Genomic DNA, 23242 nt, shown 5'->3' on the forward strand with positions numbered 1-23242 from the left:
CGCCAATCTCGCGTGTGCGTTCGAGAATATTGGCGAGCATGATGTTCATGATCCCGATGCCGCCAACTAAGAGCGAGATGGACGCGATTGCGACCATCACCAGATTGAAGACGCGCTGCGTTCGTTTTTGTTCGGCTAATAGTTCCGCGGGAACCAGAATGCTGTAGTCGTTCTTGCCGTGATGAGAGACGTTCAGGACTCCGTGAACCATCTCTGCAGTGCCTGGACTGGCATCAGCAGATGCGAGCTGGAGGTAAATGCCGTCGATCTCATCCTTCATAAAGCTACGCGTGTCTTCGAGACGCAGCATCGCGGTTGCGAGCGGAATGTAGATCAGGTTATTGAGGTCCTGCGTGGACACGCCTTCTACGCCCGCGCCCGAGGTCATCTGCGGCCCGACCACTCCGATCACACGCAGCCACTGCTCATTCAATTTGATGTACTTGCCGACAGCTTCCTCCTGCGCAAAGAGCGCCGATCGCGCAGCCTCGCCCAAGACTGCAACCGGAGCGGCTGAGTCCGCTTCAGGATTGTCGAAGAAGCGACCAGTGACGATCCGCAGTCCGGCGATTTTCTGGTAGTTCGCAGCGATTCCGTAAACGACGGGAAGATCGCCTTGCGGCTTAGGCAGGACCTTTGTGGGAATGAATCGCTTGCGCGGTGTCGCCTCCACTACGTCGTTGGCAGTGGCCTGAATTACGCGAAAGTCTTGGAGGGTGAGCCCAGGCGAGTTCTTGCGAGCCTCCTGAAGGTCCTGCCATGAGTTGGCTTCGTGCGCCTCAATGATTAGATTGCGCACGCCGAGCTGTTCGATGAACGCCATTGCCTGCTGGCGCGCTCCGGCTCCAATCGACAGCATCGCGATCACCGCGGCTACGCCGAAGATCATGCCTAGCATCGTGAGCAAAGAGCGCAGCTTGTGCAGGAGAAGATTCTGAAATCCGAGTCCAATATCGGGGAAATAACGAGCCTTAAGCTGCTCTAGGTTCGACAAAGAGAAAGTGGGCGCGCTCATCGTATCGCTCCACTCGCCAGAGCCGAGGTGGCCTTGGCGCCGGATTTCTGCTTGCCAGTCGGATTCACCACGGCAACTTCTGTTCCTTCGCTGAGGCCTTCAATCACGACGCGGCTCTCCGTTCGATACTTCACCTTGATCTGCGTAGGATCGAAATCGCCGCCGCGCTTTACGTAAACAACTGGCTTACCGTCCTTATCGAACAAGGACTGCGCGGGCAAAGACAGAACATCGCGTAATTTCGCTCCATGGACCTTCACCACGGCGGATATACCGGGCCGCAGGTTGGGAGAGCTCTGCTCCAGGCGGAAGCTGGCGGGAAACTTGGCTTGCGAGTTGCCACTCCAGAAGTCGCGCGATGCGAGTCCGGCGACGGTCTTCACCTTGGCCAGTAGAACTTCACCGGGATGGGCGTCGATCTGCACTTCCGCGCTCTCATTCGGTGCTATGTTGGAGCGATCAGTCTCGCTAACCTTGGCTTGCACTTCCATCTGGCTCACATCGAGAACTTCGGCCAGTACGCGTCCGGACTGAACCAGGTCGCCGGCACGATATTCCTGGAGAATCATTCCGGGAAAGAAGAATCCGCCAGTGGCATCGCGATTCTCTTTTGCTGCAACGATGCCGTCGAGGGTCGACTTCAACGTCATGTTCTCGATGTTGTGCTGCGCGACCTGCATGGCGAGCCGAGCAGCGTTGCGCTTCTCTACCAGTACGTTGATTCCGGCTTCACCCGACGTGGCTCGGGACTTCACATCCTGCTCCAACTGCGCGAGCTTGCGTCGTGCTTCTTCGAGCGCGAGATTGTTTTTCTGCGCGTCGATCGAACTTACCAGTTCATTGCGGCCAACTTCGAGCTCGGCGCGGCGAACGTCGAAGCGCGCCGTCAGTAAATCGGTCTGATCTTTCGCCGCCTGTACAGCAGCATCGGCCTTCGCTTTGAGGATGTCCTGCTCAGCCTGGCGCAGCTGCGATTCGCTCTGCTCGAAGTTGTATTCCTGCTCGCTTGGATCGAATTGGACGATGGTGTCTCCTACTTTCACCGCCGTCCCCGTGCTCGCCATCGACACGATCTGGAGTGTTCCGTTCACCGACGGGGCGATCAGAGGAGCGCTGTGCGGAGCGCGCAGTTCGCCCGAGGTGAAGACGTCAATCTGAAGATCGCCGCGCTCGACTCGGGCAGTGGGAATTGGGATTTCCTTGGAGGAGAGGCTGCGAGCTGCGATCAAAGCTCCCTTGGTCCCGAGCACCGCGACGATCAAGGCGAACACGGCGATGATGATTCGAGTCTTCTTCATTTGCTCGAACTCACCTCGGTTGGATCTTTAAGGGCCACGCGCTCGCCTGGCTTGACCCCATCGACAATCTGGGCGGTCTCGCCGCTGCGGCGTCCGACTGTCACAGATCGCTGAGCGAAGTTGCGTCCAGCTTCCACGTACACGACAGTAGAGCCATTCTTTGGGAACAGAGCCTGCGTGGGAACCAGAACTGAATTGGGAACAGTATCCACTGCGATGCGAGCATTCGCCTTCATGCCGGGCTTAATACGAGGATCGGTGCGGTCGATCTTGAGGTCGAGGGTAAAGTTCTTCATCGGCGGCCAGCTCGAGAAATCCATCTTCGCCAACGTGCTGATATCGCGTACACGCCCGGGAAAATCGGAATCGGGAACAGCGTCGATGTGAACATTGGCCACCTGGTCGGCTTTCAGCTTGCCGCGATCGGCCTCCTCGACGCGCGCCTCGAAACGAATCGAGGTTAGATCGGGAATCTCTGCGATGGCCGCGCCCGGCCAAGCGCGGTCTCCCTCGCGAAAATCAGGGGCATTGCCGCCGAACATCGTGGCTCGGAAATTCGGAAGCACTGTCACCACGCCGTCTCCGGGGGCGCGCAAGGTGAGCGATGCGATCTGATGCTCTGCCAATTTCACGTCGAACAGCGACTTATCGCGCTTCTTTTTCTTCTGCGCGATGTCGGCTGCCGAGCCTAGTTTTCCGGAATCAAGCTTGGCCTGGGCTGCGCGGAGCTTCTCCTGCGATGAGGCGAGCGTGAGTTTGTTCTTTTGGCCATCAATTTCAGACAAGATCTCTGCCTTGCTTGCGTCGAGGCGCGCACTCTCCACGTTGTACTTCGCGGCCAGCGAGTCGGTCAGGTCCTGTTCCTGCGTCATGTGCTCCTGCGCTTCCTGCTGGCGGATCTCCGCCTCTGCGGAAGCCAGGTCGGTACGCTTTTGTTCCAGTGTGCGCTGGAGAGTGGTGGTATCGAACAGAACAACCACATCGCCGCTCTTGACTTGCTGGCCAGTCTTCGCCAGCGTGACAATCTGCAAGTCGCCGGCAGCAGACGGCGCTGTCAGCGTCTTGGATTGCCGGGCCTTAATTTCTCCGCGAATCGAGAGGTACTCGACAAATTCTCCACGCTTGACCTCGGCCGTGGGCACACTGCTTGACACAGCATGCGAGGAGCGCACGCTAAAGAAGATGGCGGCGGCAACTACCAGAAGAAAGAGAGTCGCCAGCGGCCAGCGCGGCTTGATGAATTTGTTGATCATCGACTCACGTTGCTCAGAACTTTGCTGCCTTCAGGAATTCCGGAAACCACCACCACCGTATCGTCCTCCCCACCGATCTGAACTGGTTTCTTCTCATATGTAGATCCATCTTCGGCCATCACGTAGTGATCGTCGCCGGAGGAGATAAGCGAGGCTCGCGGCACAGTGAGAACGTTCGGAAGACGTTGCAGCTCTATGTCCAGCGATGCAGAAAGATCAGGCATAAGACGGCCATCGGATCCCGAAATGGAAAACAGCACGTTGAACGAGCGGACTCTGTCGGAGAGTCCACTTGTAACTCCTATCGCGGCGATGCGCTCAACTTTTCCGGTGAACGACAAATCAGGATAAGCGTCGAGACCCACGCGAACGGGCTGTCCGACGCGGAGGAGCGATACGTCTGCCTGGTTAACCCGGGCGCGCACCTGCATGGTTCCGGGATTCACGATCTGCATGAACGGAACCCCGGCGCGGACCTCGTCGCCTTCCTGCACCTCTCCCATCTGGCCGCCCTTCCAAACGGAGTTCAGGACGACGATGCCGTCGATGGGCGCGTGAATCTCCAGTCGCGCTGTATTCTTCCGTGCGTACTCCATCGCTGCTTTCGCACGATCGCGCTGAATCTCTAGAGACTTCACCTCTGCCTGCGCAGCTTGCCGCTTGAGATCGAATGTTTTGCGGAGTTGCGCATAAGTAGCCTTGGCTTGTTCAAAGGCCAAATTGTTTTTCTCGGCGTCGATCTTCGAGAGAATTTCATTGCGTCTGACCTCAGCCGCAGCTGAGTTCATGTCATTCTCGGCCTGACGCAATCCGCTCTCATCGGCGGCGCGCGCCGTGGCCTGATCGGCCTTCTTCTTATTGATCTGCTCCACCAGATCCACGTAAGTGGCTTCCTGATCCAGGGCGTTCTTGATCTGTTGCTGCTGGTCGAATTGGACGAGCAGGTTGCCCTTGCTCACATGGCTTCCGCTTGGCGCCAATTTGGTAATGACCAGAGATCCCATTCCAGGACCGGACAAACGGGGCGGGGCAATCGCCAGAAAGTTTATGGCTTCTACTGTGCCGTGAAGCCGAATGCTGCGAACGAAGTCCGTACGTTTTACGGTTGTGACCGCTACCTGGACATTTGTCTGATTTCGAGAGGGTTTGAGTCCCTGCCAGATCAGCAGAGCGGCAATCGTCACTATCCCCAGGATAAGGACGACAAGCAGTGTGATCCGGCGGCGCTTAGGCGGCGCGGGAACAACTTGAAGCTGAGCAGGCGGTTCAGCGTGTCCGGTCGCCGGTGCTTCGAGTAGGTCCTTCAAGATAGGGCCCGCCATCTGCGCTAGTATCCAGAGACTAGCGCCAGTATCTTAGCGTCTTTTTGGACGAACGACACTATCGGGAGTTAGCACTATTTCAGTAGCTGAACTAGTTACCAGTCAGCCAAGCTATGAACGAGGACTATTGTGGGAACTTGCGGCCGAAATTTGAATATTTGATTTCAATACAAGCTGCCTATCGGACTACTTGGAAGCTTCGAGCTCGCGCGCCATCTGCAGCAGTTTGGTCACGCTGTTCCAGTTTCTGCCGGTTCCGGGAGTTCCCAGTGCCTTTTCAATCGTCGTCCAGGGGAGTTTTGTCTTTCCCATGCCATTCGGGAAGTAGATGTAAACCTCGCGGCCGCTCATTCCCAATTCCTCGGGATCGGCTTTCATCGCAAGCACTTTCTCCCGTCCCTGCGAGTTTGGCTCGCCGGCAAGGAAAAGGACGAGCAGCTTGCTCGGTTCAATGTCGCGCCGCTTGGCGAACGGATTCCGGGCGATTGCGTCTTCTAACTCGGTTGAGGATCGAAGAATGATTTCCGGCCTGCAGCCAAAGCTTTTCTCGATCCCATTCTGAATCTTCTTTGCCAACCGGACGGTATCGCGCTCACTGGTCCGAAAGACGACGTTGCCGCTTTGTACGTAGGTTTGCGGGTCCTTCATGCCCAGAGACTCATAGAGCGCTCTAAGGGCATCCATTTTGATCTTGTTGTGTCCTCCGACATTAATACCGCGGAGCATGGAAATGGTTACGTGCATATCGGGACAATATATCGTGAGATCCTCGCCGGCATCGCTCGTTATGGTAGGAGGAATGAAATGAACGGAGCGCCGGGTGCCCCGCCGGGCGTACGAAGATCATGGGTTTACCTTTAACGTTAAGAAGCAGTTGACGGTACGCCGGCGAGAGCGCCCGGCGCTCCGTGACTGCAAGGCTGACACATCTTGATCAACTCAAGGTCTATCTATCGAGTACTTCCGGAACCGGCAAGGCGTTCACCAAGTCACGCGTGTATGGATGGGATGGATGCTTAAGTATCTCGCTCGTGAGTCCGACTTCAACCAATTCGCCATTGCGCAGGATCGCGATGCGATGGCAAAGAGATGAGACTGCCAGCAGATCGTGGGAGATGAAGAGGATACCGGTTCCCATATCACGACTGAGCTGGCGGAATATGTTGAGCACTTCTTTCTGTGTGATCAAATCCAGCGAACTAGTGCATTCGTCGGCCAGTAGCAGCGAAGGGCGATGCAGCACTGCCATGGCAATGAGCACGCGCTGGGCCTGGCCAACACTGAGTTGAGCCGGTTTCCGATTCAGGAATTTTTCGTCTACATCGAGATTCAGACTCCGCAGGATCTCCAGAAACCGTGGGGTGCACTGCTTGCGGGTGCCGGGCTCGTGTGCGCGCCAGGTCTCGTACATCTGCGTACTGATCTTGAGAGCTGGATTTAGCGATGACATTGGGCTTTGCAGAATTAGTCCAATGTCACGACCGCGGATGCTTCGCATCTCGGATTCCGACAAAGTTGTTAGCTCGCGTCCCTTGAGACGGATGCTGCCGGATGTTTTGCCGCCTTTGAGGTCGAGCAGTCGCAGAATGCTCAGGGCCAGTGTGCTCTTTCCGGAGCCGCTTTCCCCAACTAGTCCGAGGATCTCTCCTGGTTGCATTTCCAGATTGAGATTGCGAAGGACACCGGGCTTTGCGGAATAGTCAGCGGAAATGGCGAGAGAAAGTAGTGGCACCGCCGTCGTCAGTGATTCCGCCCTTGTCGTTTCGCCTGACGCCCGGCGCTCGGTCTTCGCCGCGCTCTCCGGTTCCCGCTCCATTTCAACATCTCTGGTCTTCATCGCACTCATTTGCTTAGCGAAAGATACTCGATGTTCCAGTAGGTTTGCGGAGTTAATACAACAGGATCTGCATTTTTCACTTTGGGCGATATAGCTACTAGCGCATTCTTGTCGACGAGATGAATCGTTGGATTCTCCTCGGCGGCGATTTCCTGCACTTTGTCGAAGGCTAGCTTTCGCTGCTTGCGATCGAGGGTTGACGCCTGCGCACGCATGTATTTGTCGATCTCAGCTTCCCACGGTGTCTCAGGAGTCTTCTGAGCTGGGTTCCACTCGTGAAGGTCGGCGGAGCTAAGCCATACATTCATCTGCGCATTCGGATCAAGGTCGACATTCGTGAATCCCAGCAGAACTGCATCGTAATTAAAGGTCCTGGTTACCCGCTCGATGATCGAAGGGAAGTCGAGCGGAACGAAGTTCACGGTAACGCCAATCTGCTGAAGGTCTTGCTGAATCAGGCTGCCCATGCGTTCACGCGGCTTGTTTCCCGCGTTGGTAATAAGCGAGAAGCTCACGGAATGACCAGCCTTGTCTTTAAGCACATCGCCATCTCTGCGGAACCCTTCCTGCTTCAATAGTTGAAGTGCTCCGTTTGGGTCGTACGGCGTTGGCTGCAAATTCTGATCGAACCAGAACCTGTTTGCCGGACTGACTATTCCAATAGAAGGCGTCGCATGCCCACGAAAGGCTACGCGTGCCAGATCGGCGCGATTGATTGCCATTGACATCGCGTGCCGGAAATTGCGCGAACGAAACCATGCTTTCTTGTACTCGGGCAGTGGCGACCTGCCGACTTCATTGAACCAGAGCTCTTCAGGTTCGACCGATGGCCCCAAATCGCGTGCAGCAGGTGGATCCTCGCTGCGCAGCTGCTCATAAAGGTCGGGAGAGAGGCCGTTAATCAATTGAATGTCACCTTGCCGGAACCGTATGAGCTCCGTGTCACGGTTCGAGAGCACATAAAGGCGGACCGTACTCAGATAGGGAAGCTGCTGCCCTGAGTTGTCTTTTTTCCAATACTGCGGGTTGCGTTTGAGCAGGACGTATTCTCCCGACTTCTGTTCGCCAACGCTGAACGGCCCCAAAACGACACTAGAATCTGCCTTGCCGGCCGTGCGAGCCGGAGAGATCGCGATCTCGTCAAAGAGCCGCTCGATACCGGCAATCGGATGTTCAAACTCGATGCTGAGCTTATCTTTTTCCTGCGCTTGTATCGTCGCAGCCCCGCCTGCGCGGAATGAATCGCCCTTTGGTGAATGCAAATTGGGATCGAGGGCAGCCTTTAGAGTGGCAACGACGTCGTCGGCTGTAAAGTCGGTGCCGTCGGAGAATTTCACGCCGGGGCGCAAATTCAACGTGATGCGGCGGCCGTTTTCGTCAATGGTCCAGCTCGTCGCAAGCTCCGGCTGGTTTTCTTGCGTCTTACGATTTACTCGAATTAGAACTCCGCCGGTGAGATAGCGAACGATGTCGGAGGAGTCATCCTCCGCCATGAGCGGGTTAAACGTTTTCGGATCGGACTTGATGGTGACGCGAAGTTCACTACTGGTCTGCATCGAGCGGGTACATCCTGAAAGTAACGAGGCGACCGACAATAAGAGCACTAGGGAGATAGTCGAAGCCTTGGCTGCTACTTCCCCCGATGACCCGATCACCGGGGTCCCCGGCAAGCGCCGGTGTTGCAGTTGCTGGGGTGGGGTCACCCGATCACCCGATTTCTGCATTAGGCCGCGTACTCCTCACCGGAAAGAATGAATTGAAAGAGGCTCATTACTAGTACCAAAGAGATCAGAGGAGCCCACAGCCAGGGACGATGCGCGAGCGCCGCATAGTTCTCAAGTTCGCGCAGCAGATTTCCCCAGGAGGGAAGAGGCTCAGTTACTCCGAGTCCGAGCATTCCCAGATTTGCCTCGGTAAGAATAAAGAGTGGCACCGAGATCCAGAACTGGGCGATAAGTAGAGGTTTTACGTTTGGCAGTACATGCCGTAGAAGGAGTCGCAGGGGTGGGCATCCGGAAGCTCTTGCCTGCAGCACAAACTCTGAGTTTCGGAGATCTCGCACGGTTGCGGCGACGATCCGCGCCGAGGCAGCCCAGCCCAGTGCTCCGAGTAAGGCAAATGTGACCACAATGGACGTGACCGCGGGAATGTCCAACGGCAACAAGGCACGTACAGTCAGAAGTAGGAAGAGCCAGGGCAGGCTGAGAAAGAGATCTATTACGACCTTCGTGAGCCGGTCCGAAACTCCACCGATGTAGGCACCTGCGCCACCAATCAGCGCGGCAAGCAGCGTTGACAGCAATGCGGCAGCTGGAGCAAGGAGCAGAGAAATGCGCATCCCATAAAGAAGACGAGAGAGGCGATCGCGTCCAAGCTCATCGGTCCCGAGCGGATATTGCTGTGCCGGCGGATGATTCAAGTCCTGCCTGAACTGCTTGGCATATGGCGCTGGGGCCATGACGTTGGCGGCGAGAGCAATGAGGAAGACGACCGCAAGCAGCGCTACAGCAGCCCACCGACTGGCGGTCACAGCACATCCCTCGTTGCTGTGGGAGTCAGTAGATCAGAAAAGGAATTTGCCGTTACCGTGACCAGCGCAATGATCAACGTGAGGTTCACGAGCACAGGCACGTCGCGCGCGAGCGCGGATCTCCAGGCAAGCTGTCCCAAACCGGGATAATCGCAAACCACCTCAACTGGGATCGCCGCGCCAAGTGCGAGACTGACGGTCACGCCGGCGAGAGCCAACATTGGTGCCGCCATATTCGGCATTACATGCCAGCCGAGAATGCGAAGCCCACTCAATCCGCGAGCCTTGGCCGTGAGTACATGGGGCATCGCGTAAGTCTTGATAAGGAGGTTACGAGCAAAGCGAAATACTTTGGGAAAGACAATCAAGGCAATCGCCAGCCTTCCAGGCGAGCCGACCACGAGAAACAGAAGGGCCAAAACGGCCGAAGGAATGCACAGGAAGACTCCAGTGATCAGCGAAGCCGTTGTGCTGTACAAGGGAGATCGTTTCCAGGTTGCGGGTAGCGCGAGCGCCAAGCCGAGCAACCATCCGCCGCCTAGGCCTATCGCCAACGAATACAGAGTCTCTGGTACTCGGTCGCGTAACAGTTCCAGAACGGGACGATTCAGCGAGCGGGAGTATCCGAAGTCGCCGCGTGCGAGTTGCGCCAGGTAGTGGGCATAGTAGGAAAGCACATTCCGTTCACGCGCGTCTTGGTGGTGCAGGGCTTGGCGAGTCTCAGCGCTCAGTTGCGCATTTAAATCGCTTTCCTGCACACCAAATCCTGGGGCAAAGCGAACGAGTGTCGCGCCGAGCAATCCACCAATGAATGCGGTCAGCAGAATTGTGATCAATTGTCGACCGATGGCCTTCAGCGACATCGCGCGAACACTACCTCACTTGCTTCGGAATATGACAGTGTGAGCAGTTGGCGTCCAGCGTTTCTACGGGAAGGGAACATCGCAAGTACCGTCTCGACTCAGCCTTTGTGCAGGGCGTAAGAGCGGAGCTTGCGGCTTAGTGTCCGCCGCGAGATGCCGAGAATTCTGGCGGCCTTTTGCTGATGGCCTTCCGTACCTCGGAGCGCCCGAAGGATGAGGTCCTTCTCCATGCGGTCGAGTGGTGCAGCGATCGGGGCATCCGCAGAATCAAGACGCGGACGGAATTCCTGAATGTGGCTCGGCAATTCGTGTGCAGTGATCGTCTCGCTAGGACAGAAGACGGCCGCAGTAAGCACGACATTACGCAACTCGCGAACGTTGCCTGGCCAGTGATAATTCTCCAGCGTCAGTTTTGCTTCCTGACAAAACGTCAGGTGCGGATACGCCGCATGCAGAAAGAAGTTGGCGAGAGGAATGATGTCTTCCCGGCGCTCACGCAACGGAGGAACATGCAGATGAATCTGGTTCAGCCGATGAAACAGGTCGTTGCGGAAGGCGCCCTTTGCCACCTGATCTTCCAGGTCGCGGCTGGTTGCAGCGATGATGCGGGCATCAGTCGAAACCTTCTTGAGTCCGCCAACGCGGTAATACGGAGTTCCGTCCAGCACGCGCAGCAGTTTTACCTGCGTGCGCGGTTCGAGTTCGCCGATTTCATCGAGAAATAGCGTTCCCTCGTGGGCTAACTCGAAGAAGCCGGCTTTCTGGGTATTGGCTCCGCTGAAGGCACCCTTCTCGTATCCGAACAGTTCGCTCTCAACCAGATGTTCGGGAAGTGCACCGCAATTCACGTCGATCCAGGGCATACTACAGCGCAAGGAGAAGTGATGAATCGCTCGCGCGATGATTTCTTTTCCGCTTCCGGTCTCTCCCGTAATTAGCACCGAGGCATTGGTCTTGGCGATGCGCTCGGCGGTCGCCATAAGGCGCTGAAGCGAAGGGCTGTGCACAATCGCGGGCACACCCAGCAGGATCTGCGGGTTGGAGTCAGTGGGCAAGAGATTTAGAAGCTGATTCTGGAAAGCTTCAGGTGTACGTAACAACTTACTGCTGAAGATGTGTGAAATCTAAAGTGATAAGACCAGAGGGGGTTACCTTCGGTCACCTGCTGCAGTTACTTTAGGGAAGTCCAGCCCTCTTCAAGCTGCTTCTGCAGAATCCAGCGCTTCAAGTCGGTCGCGGAACTCTCTTCAATCTGCCGGAATCTGATTCCAGCGTGTCCGTCCCGAGAGCACCAGGCAATTTCAGCCTCGGCTTCAACTGGTACCTCGATCCCTGGAATGTTGAAGTTCAAGTGAAGAGTAAGGGCGTTTTGGGCCTCAAACGGAACCTTTTTCAGAGCGATGCCGCCCAAGCTAACGTTGGTGGCCTCAGCAACGAACTCATGGCCGTCAGAAGTCTTAACTCTTACAGGTATTTCGAGGGTACTGCGAAAGTAGTTCTGCTGCCGCTGGCTGAGGACACCCAGGCTGTCGGGGCTCTGTTGCGATTGCTCGCGCATCTGCTTCAGTTGACGGCTGAGCGTACGACGGGAGATTCCTAGCTCTTCGGAGGCCAAGCCTTGATGTCCGCTGTGCCTGGCCAAAGCCTCCAGAATCCGTTGCTTCTTGATGTCACGCAGGGCCCCGGTGGCCGGAGGCGTTGGAACAGGAGAATAGGGAATCGAACCAATCTTCGGAGGAACGGTGGCAGCCCGGCTTAATCGCGGCTCAGAGAACTCAATTTCGGGCGGCATATCCGAAAGCTGTACAACGTTGTTAGTGCATAACGCTCCGGTTCTCAGCATTACGTTGCGAAGTTCGCGAACATTGCCGGGCCAAGGATAGGCCTCAAGGGCAGCGGCGGCGGCGGGAGCAAGTTCCGCCTCTGGATGGTTTGCCTTCAGGAAGTATTCTGCCAGTAGCGCGATATCCTCCTTTCGCTCTCGCAATGGCGGCACGCGCAGCTGAAACTGCGACAAGCGATGGTACAAATCGCCCCGAAACCGTCCCTCTTTTACCGACTGATCGAGTTCCTGGTTGGTTGCCGCGATCAACCTTACATCGACGACTACCTTTTTCGTGCCTCCGAGGCGGTAATAAGGCACTCCATCTAGGACGCGGAGCAGCTTCACCTGCAGCTTGGGTTCAAGTTCGCCAACCTCATCCAGGAATAAAGTCCCCTTACTTGCGAGTTCGAAGAACCCCGGTTTTGAGCCTTCAGCGCCACTAAAGGCCCCCTTTTCGTACCCGAATAACTCACTTTCGACCAAATGTTCTGGAAGCGCGCCGCAGTTTACGTCGACCCAAGGTTGGTCACCTCGCTGGGAATGGAAGTGTAGGGCCCGTGCTATCAATTCCTTCCCTGTACCTGTTTCTCCGATGATGAGCACCGCAGCATTATGGTGGGCGACGCGCTCTACCATCTGCAGCAGTCGTCTCATTGACTCACTGCGAAACACTGCCTGCACGCCAGGCAAGTCTAGAATTACAGGTTCACTGCTCAAACGAAATGGCCTTTCGAAGCCTTGGGCCGGAGTGTAGGCCAGCAGAGTAGATGACCGCAACTCAAATAAAAAGCGGTACTTGGCCTGACAATGGCTTCCCAAAAGCCCTATTTCTAGGGCTTCTCAAACACTGGTTCGGTCGCCTCGGATACTCCCTGATAGTGGCGCAACCGCAGGACATGCTGTCTCAGTTGCGCTGGCGCACTGAGCCAATGTGTCCCAAGCTGTGGATTTTCATTTTGGTATTTATTCCTAAGCTACACAAAACAAAGAAAAATCTATGCTTTCTATTCACAGGGGGCCGTGGAAGGAGAAGTGCTTGATTAGAGGGTGCGAGGGTAACAATGCAGGCCGACCGACTTAAGGCTGGTGCATTCATCACATTGATCGCATTCTCAGGCGCCTCAGTGTTCGCCTACGGAATGCTCAACTGGCAAGCCCATGAAATAGTGCGGCTGGTGGTGTATATCGTCATCGCCGCCGTTGCTTCCGGGCTCAAGGTAAGCCTACCGGGCGTGAACGGGACGATGTCCGTCAACTTCCTGTTCGTCCTGCTCGGCATCGTCGAACTCAATCTTCCAGAAACTTTGCTCATTGGCCTCACGGGCATCATTACTCAGAGCCTGTGGAAGTCACGCAGAATCACCCCAGTTCACCTCACGTTCAACTTGGGCGGCAATGCGCTGGCGATCGGCGCTGCGTACTCGGCTTACGAGTTCGTGAACAACCGCTGGTTTGCACGCAGCCTTCCGCTGTCGCTGGTGGTTGCGGCTTCGGTGTACTTCCTGGCCAACACGATTCCGATCGCGGGAGTGATCTCGCTTACCGAGAACAAACCGGTCACAAAGACCTGGAAGGAATGCTATTTCTGGTGCTTCCCGTACTACCTGTTTGGTGCGGCCTTAACCGGACTAGCACACCTGATCAACCAGCATGCCGGATGGGAAACTTCGCTGCTCGCTTTCCCGGCGGTCTACTGGATCTATCGCTCGTACCGCCTGTACCTCGAACGCCTGGAGCATGAGAAGGGCCACGTTGAAGACATGGCCGCTCTGCACTTGCGAACCATTGAGGCACTGGCTCTGGCGATCGAAGCCAAAGATCACACTACCCATGAGCACCTTAAGCGCGTGCGCGTGTATGCGGTCGAAGTCGCGAAGCAGCTGAAGGTCTCGGAAGAAGAATTAGAAGCGCTGAGGGCTGCCTCATTGCTCCATGACATCGGCAAGCTGGCAGTGCCTGAACACATCATTTCCAAACCGGGAAAACTGACGCCCGAAGAATTCGAGAAGATGAAGATTCACCCCATCGTGGGCGCCGAGATTCTGCAGCGCGTTCAGTTCCCATATCCGGTTGTGCCTATCGTACGTGCTCACCACGAAAAGTGGGACGGCAGCGGATATCCGTTCGGCCTGCGTGGAGAAGAGATTCCGATTGGAGCCCGTATTCTGGCTGCAGTCGATTGCCTGGATGCGCTCGCCTCTGATCGTCAATATCGCCGCGCGCTGCCGCTGGACGAAGCCATGCGCCACGTAGAGATGGAAGCGGGCACTAGCTTCGATCCGGCAGTAGTTGCGGAACTCAAGAGGCACTATCAAGAGCTAGAGCGGCAGGCCCAGGATCAGGATCATCCGCTGGTCAGGCTCTCTACGGACGTAAAGGTCGAAAAGGGCACCCCTGCCGCAGGACTCGAGCACAACGAAGGCAACAAAGACGAACTGCCGGTTGTGGCAAAGGCTCATCAAGTGGAGTTCCTGTCGTCCATCGCGAGCGCACGTCAGGAAGCGCAGATGCTGTTCGAGCTCAGCCAGACCATCGGCAATTCGCTTTCGCTCGACGAAACGCTTTCAGTGTTGTCTGTGCGCTTGAAGCGATTGATTCCATACGACTCCATCGCGATCTACTGCAAGAAGGACGATCGCCTCGTCCCTGAGTTCGTCACTGGCGACAACTTCCGCTTGTTCTCGTCGTTGCAGATTCCGATGGGCCAAGGCCTCTCCGGCTGGGTAGCGCAGAATCGCAAGGCCATCGTGAATGGCAACCCATCGGTCGAGCCGGGATATCTTGCTGATGACACCAAGTTCAGCACACTGCGCTCCGCATTATCCGTGCCCCTCGAAGGCTTGCAGGGCGTGCTCGGAGTGTTGTCCTTGTATCACTGCGAGAAGGACGCCTTTACCAACGATCACCTGCGAATCCTGCTGGCGATCGCCTCAAAGCTTGGACTGTCCATCGAAAATGCATTGAAGTACCGGCTGGCCGAGACGTCGGCAACCACCGACTATCTCACCGGACTGCCCAATGCGCGTTCGCTCTTCCTGCACCTTGATCGAGAGATGTCCCGTTGCCGCCGCCACGAAGAAACTCTCACGGTGCTGGTCTGCGATCTCGATGGATTCAAGCAGGTGAACGATCGCTTCGGACACCTCGAAGGCAACCGCCTGCTACGAGTATTCGCGCAGAAGCTGAAAGAGTCCTGCCGCGAATACGACTACGTAGCCCGCATGGGCGGCGACGAATTCGTAATCGTCGCTCCCGGACTCGCTCCAGAAGCAAGCCTGGAACGTACCTCCTACTTCAACGATCTCGCCATTGAGGCGGGAAGGCAAGTAACCGGTGAGGAAATCGTGTCGCTGAGTGTTGGCTCTGCCTACTATCCGAAAGACGGACGCGATGCCGAGCAACTGCTCGCCGAAGCCGATCGCCGCATGTACGTGGTAAAGCAACAGCACCACGCCGGCGTAGACATTCCTCAAGAAGTTCCTCGAGCCGCCAAGGTGAACTGAGCACCTTCAAGCCCGGGGCCCTCGCAGAAAACCCCAGCCGCAAGGCTGGGGTTTTCGTTTCTCCGGAAATTCCAGCAAACAGGGAGTAAAACAGGGGAGTTTCAAATTCGGTCTCAAAATCTTCAAATTCTGCCCAAAATCTGCAAATTTCACTCAAAGGCAGGGAATTAACAGGGATTTTCTGTGGATTTCTCGCGAAACTGCTGTCGACAAAGTGGTTAATTCCCGTTCTCGCGGGATTCAAGAAATTAACAGGGAGCTATCAGGGATTCGCACTCGTCCAAAACCAATGGACGCTCCGCACGCTGTGGATTGCGGCCTTGAGCCGTCAACATAGCCTCTCGATTTTAAGCCGCGACCGCCATTTCGATCTGGTACGCGGAGTCTGCGGGTCGACTGCTAGCTTCCGGATTGCCGACTACTCGCCCAGAACCGCGGGATGCACACGGCCAATGGCAAATTCCCGATGGCTACCAGCACGGTCTGCCAAGTGGACGTCTAAGTGAGGATGCTGATTTGGCGCGAGATCGACTTTTTATTTAGTGGTGAGAAGCGGATCTTTCAATAGGAATCGTGAAGGACGCTCTAATAGAGTAAGCGTTGCCCTCCATAGGCCATATCCATCAACGAGCTTACGGCGGAATGCCGACGCGTCGAAGAAGGTCAGCGAACCGGGGATCGGAGCGTAGGGGGTCCCACAATGCCTCGACTTTGAGGTAAGCGAGGCGATTGAAGCGTTCCTCGTAAGCCTGCTCCAGCCAAGTGAAGGCCTGATCTTTGTCTTCCAGCCCCGCATAGACCAGGGCAACGAAAAGGGCAGGTACAAAACACTGCTTCGAAGCCGCCTTAAGCTTATCGATCATCTGTAGCGACTTCTCTGGCTCGCCTGATCGAGCATGCGCGTATCCAAGAAGGGCGAGAGATGCGGCGCTGCCTTTGGTCAATGCAGAATACTTTTCCAGCGCGGACAGACCTTCTCGGTACATTCCTTTCGAGACATACACCTGTCCCAACACCGCATATGAGATGGCAAAATTCTCATCCATCTCCAGCGTGTTATGGGCCTGCTCGATAGCACGGTCAAATTTCCGTGCGAGGTAAAGCTGTACCGCTAGGCTATGGCTGACAGCGGGGGAAGCAGGTTCGAGATCGAAGGCGCGTTTCGCCACTTCCACGGCTTTCTCTGATCGTCCGAGAGAGCTGAGATAGAAAGGATAGAACGTGTGAGCTCTGGAATAAGCCGGATTCAGGGCGAGGGCTTGCTCAAAGTGCTTTCTGGCAGTCGGCCAATCCCCATCGTATGTGAAGCTGATGTATCCCAGTGAGACGTGAGCTTCCGCGAGGTCCTTGTCTATCTCCAGCCCCTTCACAGCGGCTCTTTTCGCTTCTGGCATTGCCTCCCGCGGTGCGACCACGTTGAAAAATGACAAATAGGCGTAGGTGTCAGCCAAACCTGCGTATGCCAGCGAATAAGCTGGGTCTTGGTCGATAGCCTGGCGGAAATATTCAACGGCTTTATGAAAACCTTCTGGGTTCCGTTTGTTCCAGTGGTAGCGTCCCTTCAGGTAAAGTCGATACGCTTCGGCGTCCTCCGTGTAGTGTTTCGTCAGTCGCTGCTTCTCATCGGCGGTCAACTGCAGCCGCAATTTCTCAGAAATTTCTCTGGAAAGATCAGCTTGGAGGGCAAAAACGTCCTCCGCCTTGCGGTTGTATTGGCCACCCCACAGCTGCGCGCCCGTTGCAACATCCATTAGTTCGGCCCGGACGATCAGCGTATTCCCGCGCTGCAGCAGTCTCCCCGAGACCACGGCGCGAACGTGCAGATCGTTCCCCGCCCTTTGGGTGTCGATATCCTTTCCTTTGTAGCGGAATACGGTGCTGCGTGCGACGACGCGCAGGTTCCGGATTTGGGAAAGATTGTTGATCAGGGTTTCGGTGATGCCATCGCTCAAGTATTCCGCGTCGGGATCGGCGGTGTCGCTGGCGAAGGGCAGCACCGCTACCGATTCGATGGCCTCCTGGTGGCGCCCCAGGGCGACCGCCTTGACCGGAGCGATGAAACGGTAGCCCTTGCCCGAAACGGTTTCAACGAATGCCGGCGACTCGCGCGAATCCCTCAGAGCTTGTCGCAACTTGCGGATCGCCGTATTGACTCCCATTTCGATGTCAACGAAGACACCTGGATCCCACAACCGTTTTGCGATGTCGGCGCGGGAGACGAGCTGGCGACGGCGTTCTACTAAAAGGATGAGCAGTTCCATTGGGTGGCGCTCAAGGTGGACCGGCTGCCGGCCTCTGCGCAGCTCGTAGGCCGATATATCGAGTTCGAAATCACCAAATTGAAACGCTGAGTGTGAATCAGGCTGTGACATACGCCTAGATCGCCACCACCGGGCCGGACCATGCTATCCGCCGCTTCAGAAAAACTCCAGATTAACTTCAGGCACTGTCTATGGTCATCAATGCTGACCAATGTCACTATGCCCTCGTAATCGCCGCAGCGACGGAAACCACATCATTGATATTCAAAAACAAGAAAGAGAACCCTCCATGACATCAAGAAATCTGAAGCGCTTTGCAGCCTCCGGTAAGACAGCAGCAATGGTTCTGGCCGGCATGCTGGTTCTGGGGTCCGGATTGACAGCCAGGTCTCAGTCGCAGGACGCTGAGTCTCACAACGGCCTGGAAGGGACGTGGCGCCTGCAAGTCACAGTCCGCGACTGTCAGACGGGCCAAGCTCTGAGAACCTTCCCGGCCATGTTTACCTTCGCCAAAGGGGGTACGCTAAGCGTGACGACCGCAGGCCAGCTCCCCTCGTTAAGCACTACCGGCCTGGGTGTCTGGCGGCACACGGACGGCCACACTTACAGCGCGGTGTCTGAGGCCTTCATTTTTAGCTCCGCCGGCGCCTGGACGCAGACCCACAGGCTGACCCGGGTTATCGAGATCGCTAACGACGCGCAAGAGTTCACCGATACAGTTGCGCTTCAAATCTTCGACACCAACGGTAACCTGATTGTGACCGGCTGCGCCACGAGCGTCGCGAGTCGCTTCGAATGAGCATTCGCTGAAATTCTAAAACTTAGTTCCGTCTCTGAAGGTGAGAATAGGCGCTCAATTTCTCTCGCCGGAGCCTATTGTGGTCCGGATAACGGGTTACTCGGAACTAACTCTTACGCTCAATCGCAACTTCCGTAGCCGACTATCGGGAAGTGATTCTCAGACGCAGGCTCGCGATGGAAGCCAGATTGGTAACTGTTATGTATGTTGCAACTCTGTGTCCCTCCATCGAACCTCACCAACGGCGCTGGCGTTGCCGGCACTTCGAAACTTCGCGGCTATTTCACCATCCCCACTACCAACAGCGAGGAATGCTCGGCGGTGTGGTACACGCGTTGGCTTGACGGTTTGAAGTCGCTGAGTTTCGCTTTGGGAATGTCGGTGAAAGTTTGCGGATTCATGTCAACCAGGGGAAACCACGAGCTTTGGATCTGCACCATGATGCGATGTCCGCGACGGAAGGTGTGGTTAATGTCCGGCATGTCGTAGTTCACCGCCGTGACTTCGTTGGCAGTCAGAGGCTGCGGATTGTCCCAGCCGTTGCGGAATTTTGCGCGCATGGGCTCACCGCGCAGCAGCATCTGGTATCCGCCCATTTTTTCCTGCGGCATCTCAATATCGGTGGGGCGAGGGGCGTCCTGCGGAGGGGGATCGTCGAAGTCTGCCGGATACTCGTCGATCAGCTTCACCACAAAATCCGAATCGGTACCGCTGGAAGAGACCTGCAGGTGGGGAAGCACGGGACCGGCCAAGGTAACGTCGTCCTGCAGTGGGTCGCTCTCGTAGACCAGCACGTCAGGACGTTTGGACGCGAAGCGTTGATCCCCGACCATGTACTCTTTTGGAACTCCAATAGCCGCGTACCCGAGGAATGGGACCGGGTGGCGCGGATCGCTCACATACTCATCGAAGGCCGCTTCGCCCGAAGCCGGTGGATCGAACGAGAGCTTTCCGTTCGCACGCAGGTAAAGCGACCTGCTCTGCGCCTCCTTGGGAGGCCACGCGGAGTACTGCCGCCAGACATTGCTGCCGGTCTCAAAGACGTTGGCTTCGGACAGATGAGCGTCGCCGTTGCCCTTCAGATACTGTTCAAAGAACGGCAGGATGATGTGATCGCGATAATAATCGGCGGTGTTGGAATGGAAAAGCACGCGGCCCATGCGCTGCCCCTGATAGGTCGCCCAGCCGCCATGCGTCCATGGTCCGATTGCGATACCGTTGAAAATTCCCGGATTGCTCTTCTCGATGGCGTGGTAGGTCTTGAACGGACCTTCCAGATCCTGCTCATCGAACCACCCGCCCACGGTCAGCACCGCGCACTTCACGCCTTTCATGTGCTGCGAGAGGTCGCGCGGCTTCCAGAAATCGTTGTAAACGGCATTGTTTGCCTGATCGTCAAACAGCGGACTCTCGACCATCGCTTCCAGATTCGCGATCGGGTAATGGCGCAGAAAATACTCATAGCCGTCCGTGGTGCCGTATTCGTACGGCGAAAACGGCTGGGATGGAGGCAGCTCCAGGTCGGTGCTGCGCGGCTTGAAGCGAGCATAAAAGCCGAAGTTCGCAGCTAACATGAAGGCTCCGCCGTGGTAGCCGTCGTCTCCGTCAAACAGGTTTGTCATTGGGGCCTGCGGTGACGCGGCCTTGATCGCCGGGTGCGAATTGATGATGCTCGCCGACGTGAAGAATCCCGGATAGGAAATTCCGTAGATGCCTACCTTGCCATTATTGTTGGGCACATTCTTCAACAACCATTCGACGGTGTCGTAGGTATCCGTGCTCTCATCGACGTCTTTAGGCGAACTGGGACGATCGAATTGCGGAGGCATATCTACAAAGCGTCCCTCCGACTGATACCGCCCGCGAACATCCTGAAATACAAAGATGTAGCCAGCCCGCTCGAAAGCCTCCGACTGCGCCAGCCTGGTTCGGTAATGGTCCTCGCCGTAAGGAGCGACGCTGTAAGGCGTGCGCGTCATCAGGAACGGATACGGATGCGACGCATCCTTAGGGACATAGACGGAGGTAAAGAGATGAACGCCGTCGCGCATCGGAATCCGGTATTCGTACTTCGTGTAGTGGGCCTTTAATTCGAAAGGCTCCGGCTTCCGTTCCTCAGCAAAGACGACGACCGCCAGCAGCGCAACAAGCAATAAGAGTGCAGACTTCATCAGTTCTCCGATTCGAGATTGGAAGGGTTGAGAATAAAAAGGATGAAATTACGCGTCTGGGGAGAGAACGTCAAATCGGCAAAAAAGGGCAATTGAACGAGGTGTTCGGAACACTCTCCCGAAGGCAATGCCGGCTTGCAAGCCGCCAATTTCGTGGCCGACACTATTACTTCCGAGTTGCCGACCATCCGGGAGTTCGGGCTGCGATGATCACAAGCGCGTTTCTCGGGGAACGATCACTAATTTCATCTCGACTCGATGAGCGTTTGCAGCACGGCTTCCAGCGCGACTTTTCCCTTTCGAGAGCCAGCCTCAGCGCTCTCGAACTCGATCCAGCCTTCGTTGAAGACATCAAGCATCTTGATGCGGGGTGTGGGGTTCTTCATGCCCTGCGATTTGAATAGCGACTCCCAAGTTTCGCGCGGTACCGGTTCCATTCTCACAGGACGGCCAAGCAGATCAGCGAAGGTGGTCGCGATCTCGTTAGGAGTCACACGATGCGGCCCCTACAACTCGACGACTCTGTGGCCTTTCCAGGTCTCCTGGAGCAGTTCGGCAGCTACACGGCCAATGTCGGCTGTGGCAACCATCGGTACCGGCTTATCGATGGGTTGCAGGAAGCTCAGAATCACACCGTCATTGGTCGCCGAAGCGACATCCCAGCTACAGTTCTCCATGAACCATCCTGGCCGCAGAAAGGTAATCGGCATCGACAACTCTCCAAGCACTTGCTCGATAATGGTGTGCTGCGTAAGCAGGTTCGATTGAGTCGCCTGTGCGCCGATCGTGGACAGGTATGCGACTCTGCCCGGACGCGCTGCCGCGAGCGCCGATCTCAATGTGGCGGCCGTCGCTCGCGCCTCGTGAAAGTCTGGCGACGGATCGAAGTTCGGCGGAATGAGCACGAACACGCTTTCGGCCCCTTTGAATGCTGAGGTGAGCGCCCCAGCATCATTGATATCCGCACGCACGAGGTCGCAGCCAAGCTGTGCCCAAGCTTCGCCTTTACGGAGGTCGCGCACCACAGCTCGGACAGGCTGGTTACCGGCCAGAAGGTTGCGCGCCACCTCTCCACCAACTTTGCCGGTGATTCCAGTAATTGCAAACATTGGATTGGTTTCTCCTTGACCGTTCAAAGGCAGTTCCGCTCATGACGGCGAACGATCGTAAGAATAAAAATCACAGCCAAAGAATGGACTAGGCGGCGCTTTTCGATTGACCAGTGAAGTCCTTCGGCGTCAGCACATCGTTGAGGCCTATCCGACGCAGGAGTTCAGCGCGTACCCTGTCGCAAACCATGTTTACAACCTCCGCACCATCCTGTGTGGGATCGATGTGCAGACGGAAAGGCCGCTTGCCAAAGGGAGCATCGACTACCTTGACGATGGCGTCCGCAACGCCCTCGACATTTGCATCAGGAGGCACGATGGAGGAGAAACCCTTGAGTACATCGTCCGCGAAGCCTTTATAAGGACCCGCTTCGTATTCAGCGACCCGCGCCTTGTCCGCGGGAGAACCGGCATGCGCAAAGTGGTTCGTGCCACCGGTGAAGGCACCGGGAACGATGATTGAGGTCTCGATACCCCAGCGGGTCAATTCGCGCGCGTAGACCACGGCCAATGCATCCATTGCAGCCTTTGCCGCGAAGTAGGGTGCCAGATAGGGCGGCGTTCCGCCCGCGCAACTGCTGCTCGACACCCAAACCACAAGACCCTTCTTTTGTTTGCGCAACTGAGGCAAGGCCGCGCGGTTCACGCGCTGGGTGCTAAGCACGTTCACGTCGTACAACTCCGCGAGTTGTTCGGGCGTGAAGGCTTCAGCCGGACCGAACACCATGTGTCCAGCATTGTGGATCACAACGTCCAGGTGACCGTTGTCGCTCACGATCTTTTGGATCGCGGCGTCGGCCGAGGACTGCGATGCCACGTCGAGTTCAATAGTCCTCAGATCGACCCTGTTTTCTGCCGCAAACTTCTTTGCCGCGTCGACTTGCGGCGCGTTGCGTCCTTTGGTCTCGCGCATGCTGGCGTACACGATATGGCCGGCTTTGGCCAATGCGTGCGCGGTTAGCTCGCCGAATCCGCTCGAAGCTCCAGTGATTACGATTACCTTCTTCATGATTGACTCCTCCTTCTACCTGGTGTCTCGTGTGTCTTTGCAAGGTTCCGAACTCCAATCAGTAGACAAAGCCGCCGTTGGGGCGCACAACCTGGCTGTTGATCCAGCCTCCCTCAGGGCCGGCGAGGAATGACACTACATTTGCCATGTCTTCTGGGAGGCCAAGCCGTTCGAGCGGATTCATCTTCTTTAATTCGTCGATCCGTGCGTCGCTCTTGCCCTTCAGGAACAGCTCTGTTTGCACCTGGCCCGGCGCCACCGCATTGACCGTGATGTTTCTGCCACGCAGTTCGTTGGCCAGCACATGGACCAGCCCCTCGACTCCCGCCTTGGAAGCGATGTAGGCACCGTAAGTCGGGAAGGACTTGGCGAGAACGCTGCTGGAAAAAGCGATGATGCGGCCGCCATCGAGAACATGTTGAGCCGCCTGCGCGAGTACCAGGAAGG

General features: G+C 56.3%; 19 protein-coding genes. 2 read left to right on the plus strand and 17 right to left on the minus strand.

The window, feature by feature from the left end:
• From VNX88_10750 to VNX88_10800, 11 genes are all read right to left on the minus strand, one after another.
• A partial coding sequence (locus tag VNX88_10750; protein HWY69138.1) for an ABC transporter permease occupies positions 1 to 1015 on the minus strand: 1015 nt, incomplete at its 3' end.
• Positions 1012 to 2313: an HlyD family efflux transporter periplasmic adaptor subunit gene (locus VNX88_10755; GenBank protein ID HWY69139.1), complete on the minus strand. Its 1302-nt coding sequence runs from the start codon at positions 2311 to 2313 to the stop codon at positions 1012 to 1014. The genes VNX88_10755 and VNX88_10750, both read right to left, overlap by 4 nt.
• On the minus strand, positions 2310 to 3566 hold the full coding sequence (locus VNX88_10760; GenBank protein HWY69140.1) for an efflux RND transporter periplasmic adaptor subunit: 1257 nt from the start codon (positions 3564 to 3566) through the stop codon (positions 2310 to 2312). Before VNX88_10760 ends, VNX88_10755 begins: the two co-directional genes overlap by 4 nt.
• Complete coding sequence (locus VNX88_10765; GenBank protein ID HWY69141.1) at positions 3563 to 4888, minus strand: HlyD family efflux transporter periplasmic adaptor subunit; 1326 nt, start codon at positions 4886 to 4888, stop codon at positions 3563 to 3565. Before VNX88_10765 ends, VNX88_10760 begins: the two co-directional genes overlap by 4 nt.
• Before the next feature lie 186 nt (positions 4889 to 5074).
• On the minus strand, positions 5075 to 5632 hold the full coding sequence (locus VNX88_10770; GenBank protein ID HWY69142.1) for a DUF1697 domain-containing protein: 558 nt from the start codon (positions 5630 to 5632) through the stop codon (positions 5075 to 5077).
• A gap of 202 nt (positions 5633 to 5834) precedes the next feature.
• Positions 5835 to 6725: an ABC transporter ATP-binding protein gene (locus VNX88_10775; protein ID HWY69143.1), complete on the minus strand. Its 891-nt coding sequence runs from the start codon at positions 6723 to 6725 to the stop codon at positions 5835 to 5837.
• A gap of 5 nt (positions 6726 to 6730) precedes the next feature.
• Complete coding sequence (locus tag VNX88_10780; protein ID HWY69144.1) at positions 6731 to 8449, minus strand: ABC transporter substrate-binding protein; 1719 nt, start codon at positions 8447 to 8449, stop codon at positions 6731 to 6733.
• Positions 8449 to 9255, minus strand: coding sequence for an ABC transporter permease (locus tag VNX88_10785; GenBank protein ID HWY69145.1), 807 nt, complete (start codon positions 9253 to 9255; stop codon positions 8449 to 8451). Before VNX88_10785 ends, VNX88_10780 begins: the two co-directional genes overlap by 1 nt.
• A complete protein-coding gene (locus VNX88_10790; GenBank protein ID HWY69146.1) occupies positions 9252 to 10118 on the minus strand; it encodes an ABC transporter permease in 867 nt (288 codons plus the stop codon). The genes VNX88_10785 and VNX88_10790 overlap by 4 nt, the downstream gene beginning before the upstream one ends.
• A 98-nt stretch (positions 10119 to 10216) precedes the next feature.
• Positions 10217 to 11173, minus strand: a complete 957-nt coding sequence (locus VNX88_10795) for a sigma-54 dependent transcriptional regulator (protein ID HWY69147.1) — start codon at positions 11171 to 11173, stop codon at positions 10217 to 10219.
• Between the two features lie 116 nt (positions 11174 to 11289).
• The gene (locus VNX88_10800; GenBank protein HWY69148.1) at positions 11290 to 12624 is read right to left on the minus strand and encodes a sigma 54-interacting transcriptional regulator; all 1335 of its coding nucleotides are present in this window, start codon (positions 12622 to 12624) and stop codon (positions 11290 to 11292) included.
• 380 nt (positions 12625 to 13004) lie between these two features.
• Between VNX88_10800 and VNX88_10805 the strand changes: the two genes are divergently transcribed.
• Positions 13005 to 15446 (plus strand): HD domain-containing phosphohydrolase, encoded by a 2442-nt coding sequence (locus VNX88_10805; GenBank protein HWY69149.1) that lies wholly within the window; start codon positions 13005 to 13007, stop codon positions 15444 to 15446.
• 632 nt (positions 15447 to 16078) lie between these two features.
• Here the strand turns inward: VNX88_10805 and VNX88_10810 are convergent.
• Entirely contained in the window at positions 16079 to 17818 is a 1740-nt protein-coding gene (locus VNX88_10810; GenBank protein ID HWY69150.1) for a winged helix-turn-helix domain-containing protein, read from the minus strand.
• A 178-nt stretch (positions 17819 to 17996) separates the two neighbouring features.
• Between VNX88_10810 and VNX88_10815 the strand changes: the two genes are divergently transcribed.
• The gene (locus VNX88_10815) at positions 17997 to 18506 is read left to right on the plus strand and encodes a hypothetical protein (protein HWY69151.1); all 510 of its coding nucleotides are present in this window, start codon (positions 17997 to 17999) and stop codon (positions 18504 to 18506) included.
• A gap of 278 nt (positions 18507 to 18784) precedes the next feature.
• On the opposite strand, the gene VNX88_10820 is transcribed toward VNX88_10815, so the two are convergent.
• The 5 genes from VNX88_10820 to VNX88_10840 form a co-directional block, all read right to left on the minus strand.
• The gene (locus tag VNX88_10820; protein ID HWY69152.1) at positions 18785 to 20677 is read right to left on the minus strand and encodes a CocE/NonD family hydrolase; all 1893 of its coding nucleotides are present in this window, start codon (positions 20675 to 20677) and stop codon (positions 18785 to 18787) included.
• 245 nt (positions 20678 to 20922) lie between these two features.
• Positions 20923 to 21171, minus strand: a complete 249-nt coding sequence (locus VNX88_10825; protein HWY69153.1) for a hypothetical protein — start codon at positions 21169 to 21171, stop codon at positions 20923 to 20925.
• A 12-nt stretch (positions 21172 to 21183) separates the two neighbouring features.
• On the minus strand, positions 21184 to 21786 hold the full coding sequence (locus tag VNX88_10830; protein HWY69154.1) for an NmrA family NAD(P)-binding protein: 603 nt from the start codon (positions 21784 to 21786) through the stop codon (positions 21184 to 21186).
• Positions 21787 to 21874: 88 nt separating this feature from the next.
• Positions 21875 to 22795 carry an SDR family oxidoreductase gene (locus VNX88_10835; GenBank protein HWY69155.1) on the minus strand — a complete coding sequence of 307 codons (921 nt, stop codon included), beginning with the start codon at positions 22793 to 22795 and terminating at the stop codon, positions 21875 to 21877.
• A 58-nt stretch (positions 22796 to 22853) separates the two neighbouring features.
• On the minus strand, positions 22854 to 23242 hold a 389-nt coding region (locus VNX88_10840), incomplete at its 5' end, for an SDR family oxidoreductase (GenBank protein HWY69156.1).

The organism is Terriglobales bacterium, from assembly GCA_035567895.1.
Classification (GTDB): domain Bacteria; phylum Acidobacteriota; class Terriglobia; order Terriglobales; family Acidobacteriaceae; genus Gp1-AA112.

Excerpts from the sequence above, each read along its gene's own strand:
- VNX88_10755 (HWY69139.1), bottom strand. The coding sequence starts at position 2,313 with ATGAAGAAGACTCGAATCATCATCGCCGTGTTCGCCTTGATCGTCGCG.
- VNX88_10760 (HWY69140.1), bottom strand. The coding sequence starts at position 3,566 with ATGATCAACAAATTCATCAAGCCGCGCTGGCCGCTGGCGACTCTCTTT.
- VNX88_10765 (HWY69141.1), bottom strand. The coding sequence starts at position 4,888 with ATGGCGGGCCCTATCTTGAAGGACCTACTCGAAGCACCGGCGACCGGA.
- VNX88_10770 (HWY69142.1), bottom strand. The coding sequence starts at position 5,632 with ATGCACGTAACCATTTCCATGCTCCGCGGTATTAATGTCGGAGGACAC.
- VNX88_10775 (HWY69143.1), bottom strand. The coding sequence starts at position 6,725 with ATGAAGACCAGAGATGTTGAAATGGAGCGGGAACCGGAGAGCGCGGCG.
- VNX88_10780 (HWY69144.1), bottom strand. The coding sequence starts at position 8,449 with ATGCAGAAATCGGGTGATCGGGTGACCCCACCCCAGCAACTGCAACAC.
- VNX88_10790 (HWY69146.1), bottom strand. The coding sequence starts at position 10,118 with ATGTCGCTGAAGGCCATCGGTCGACAATTGATCACAATTCTGCTGACC.
- VNX88_10805 (HWY69149.1), top strand. The coding sequence starts at position 13,005 with ATGCAGGCCGACCGACTTAAGGCTGGTGCATTCATCACATTGATCGCA.
- VNX88_10810 (HWY69150.1), bottom strand. The coding sequence starts at position 17,818 with ATGTCACAGCCTGATTCACACTCAGCGTTTCAATTTGGTGATTTCGAA.
- VNX88_10815 (HWY69151.1), top strand. The coding sequence starts at position 17,997 with ATGACATCAAGAAATCTGAAGCGCTTTGCAGCCTCCGGTAAGACAGCA.
- VNX88_10820 (HWY69152.1), bottom strand. The coding sequence starts at position 20,677 with ATGAAGTCTGCACTCTTATTGCTTGTTGCGCTGCTGGCGGTCGTCGTC.
- VNX88_10830 (HWY69154.1), bottom strand. The coding sequence starts at position 21,786 with ATGTTTGCAATTACTGGAATCACCGGCAAAGTTGGTGGAGAGGTGGCG.
- VNX88_10835 (HWY69155.1), bottom strand. The coding sequence starts at position 22,795 with ATGAAGAAGGTAATCGTAATCACTGGAGCTTCGAGCGGATTCGGCGAG.